General features: G+C 70.2%; 3 protein-coding genes. 1 reads left to right on the top strand and 2 read right to left on the bottom strand.

The window, feature by feature from the left end:
* Both ACFUN8_RS37260 and ACFUN8_RS37255 read right to left on the bottom strand, forming a co-directional pair.
* Positions 1-825, bottom strand: an 825-nt coding sequence (locus ACFUN8_RS37260) for an SCO0930 family lipoprotein (RefSeq protein WP_383647859.1), incomplete at its 3' end; no start/stop codon positions are given.
* Between the two features lie 195 nt (positions 826-1,020).
* Positions 1,021-1,557: a hypothetical protein gene (locus ACFUN8_RS37255; protein WP_383647856.1), complete on the bottom strand. Its 537-nt coding sequence runs from the start codon at positions 1,555-1,557 to the stop codon at positions 1,021-1,023.
* 74 nt (positions 1,558-1,631) lie between these two features.
* On the opposite strand from ACFUN8_RS37255, the gene ACFUN8_RS37250 reads away from it, so the two are divergent.
* A complete protein-coding gene (locus tag ACFUN8_RS37250) occupies positions 1,632-2,396 on the top strand; it encodes a hypothetical protein (protein ID WP_383647854.1) in 765 nt (254 codons plus the stop codon).
* Positions 2,397-2,440 lie beyond the last annotated feature (44 nt).

The following is a 2,440-nucleotide window of genomic DNA, read 5'->3' as shown; positions in this document are numbered from 1 at the left end:
GTCGATGGTCTGCTGCTTGATTCCGTCGGGCCGGTCGAACGTCACGAAGCCCTTCTTGATGATGCCTTCCGTGTCGTTCTTGTCGACTGGAGCGACTACCGGCCACTTTTCCAGGCAGGCGCCGGTGCAGGCGGTCTTCATCGGCCAAGCGCTGTCCTTCTTGAACCGATATACCGTCATACCCTTTGCGTCCACCACGATTTCACCGAGCTTGGGGTCCTTTCGCACGGACAGTCCCGCGAGATCGGCCTCGGTGCCGCCGGCCTCGTCGGCTCCGGCCGCCCCGAGGGCGGCCTTCTTTCCGTCGGGGGCCGAGGCGAACCAAGTGCCGCCCACACCCTGCCCGTTGGCGTCGCCGGGGTTGGTGTCCTTGGCGTAGCGGTACATCGGCCAGCCGCCGAGGGTCAGTTGCTTGGTGCCGTCGGCGCGGGTGACCTCTCCGATCTTCGAGGCGTCGGTGCCGGCGGCCGCCTTGACGTCACCGGCCGCGACGACCGGCCACGCCTTCTCGCACTCGCCCACACAGGTCGACTTGGGAGGCTCGGCGGTGTCGTTGTCGAACCGGTAGAGGGTGAAGCCCTCGCTGTCCGTGACGACCTTGCCGAGCTTCTTGCTGTCCCACACGGCCAGTTGACCGGCCGTCTTGGGTTCGGTCGCCGACTCGTCGCCGTAACCGGTGTCCGATCCGTAGCCGCCGTCGGCGGGTGCGGCGGCGCCGACCGCCTGACCGTTGGGGCTCTCACCCTTGTCCTGACCGCACGCCGTCGTCAGGGCCAGTACGGCCACCGCGGTCACCGCGAGCGAGGCGTTCCGCCAGGTGTTCATGTCAACTCCCGTAGTTCGTAAGCCAGTTGGGGCGCCAGGGCCGCGCCGCTCATGGCCCTAAGTACGCGCGGCGGGGTGAGGAGCGTTCAACGCGTCTCAAAGAATCTTCAGAAAGAAAAAGAAACGCGGAATGCGCCGATTCCCCCCGATCAGGGGAATCCGGCGCCATTTCGGCACGGCGCGGGCCGTGTTGATTCAAGCTGCCGCCGTGTACCGATCACTTGCCGTGCGGACCCTGGCCGTCACCGGTCTCGTCTGCATATTCAGCGTGCCTCTGCCGGCCGCCGCCGACGTCTGCGTATCGGCGTGGACGGGGCCGGGCGGTACGGGCGCGGTCGTCATCATCGGCGACGGGCCCTGCTGGCCCGCGCCGCCGCCACCGCCGCCTCCGCCGCCCGAACCCCCGCCACCGCCTCCGCCGCCCTCTCCGCCGCCTCCGGAGCCCCCACCACCGCCACCACCGACACCGACGCCGGAACCGGAGCCCGAGCCCGAGCCGCCGGTGGTCGCCGAGCCCGCGCCCGTACCGCCACCGCCCGCGCCGCCACCGGTGCGGCGCGCGGTCGATCCACCGCCTCCCCCGCCGCCCGTCACTCCCCCGCCGTCACCGTCGCCGTCACCGACCCCACCTCCGCCGCCGAAGACCGAGCCGCCGGAGGTACGGGTCCTGCCCGCGTACAAGACGCCTGTCCGCAAACAGCCGACGAACAGCACCTCGATCGTGATGCTCATGCTGCTGCTCACGGCACCGGCGGTGCTGGCGGCCGCCATCCTTCGCCCCCGATCCCGCTAGCTGACGGAGACCCATGTCGGAATGGCTTGTCCTGTCCCTGGCCATGGCCGCCGCCTGCGCGGTCGTCGTGGCCATCGTCCTCATCAACAACCGCCGCGTGCCGGCCGACGACGATCCCTCCGAAAGCCCCGACGTCCTCGAGTACATGACGATGATGATCGGCGTGGTCTACGCGATCGTGCTGGGCCTGGCCATCGCGGGCGTCTGGGAGGCGCGCGGCGGGGCCCAGGAGTCCGTACGCCAGGAGGCACAGGCCCTGCACGAGGTGCAGGCGCGGTCCGAGGTCTACCCGGCCGAGGTGCGCGACCGTATCCGGGGCGATGTCGACGCGTACGTCAGTTACGTGGTCGACACCGAGTGGCCCCACATGTCCGAGCACAACAGCCTCAGCGACAAGGGCACGGCGCTGCTGGAGCAGGTCCGGCGGAGCGTCACCGACTACGTGCCGGCCAACGACCACGAGGCGCAGGCGTATCAGCCGCTGGTCGACCAGGTGGCGGCGGCCGACGACGCGCGGGGCGCCCGGGGCGAGAACGCGGGGGCGACCATGCCGGGGGTCGTCTGGTTCGGCCTCATCATCGGCGCCGTGGTGACCGTGGGGCTGATCTTCACGCTCCAGATCCGCCGCACCTGGCGGGAACTGCTCCTGGCCGGGCTGTTCAGTGCCCTGATCGCCTTCCTGCTCTTCCTGATCTGGGACTTCGACGCGCCGTACGGCCGGGGCATCGCGGCGACGGCGGCGCCGTTCGTCGACCTGTTCCCACACATCCGCGACTAGGACCTGTCGTCAAAGTCCCGCCTGGCCCGGGCCCCGGGCCAGGG

The sequence above is a fragment of the Streptomyces sp. NPDC057307 genome, assembly GCF_042667665.1.
Taxonomy (GTDB): Bacteria; Actinomycetota; Actinomycetes; order Streptomycetales; family Streptomycetaceae; genus Streptomyces.
The sequence above is the reverse complement of the archived record's forward strand: the minus strand, read 5'-3'. Positions and strand labels throughout refer to the sequence as shown.

Excerpts from the sequence above, each read along its gene's own strand:
- ACFUN8_RS37255 (WP_383647856.1), bottom strand. The coding sequence starts at position 1,557 with ATGAGCATCACGATCGAGGTGCTGTTCGTCGGCTGTTTGCGGACAGGC.
- ACFUN8_RS37250 (WP_383647854.1), top strand. The coding sequence starts at position 1,632 with ATGTCGGAATGGCTTGTCCTGTCCCTGGCCATGGCCGCCGCCTGCGCG.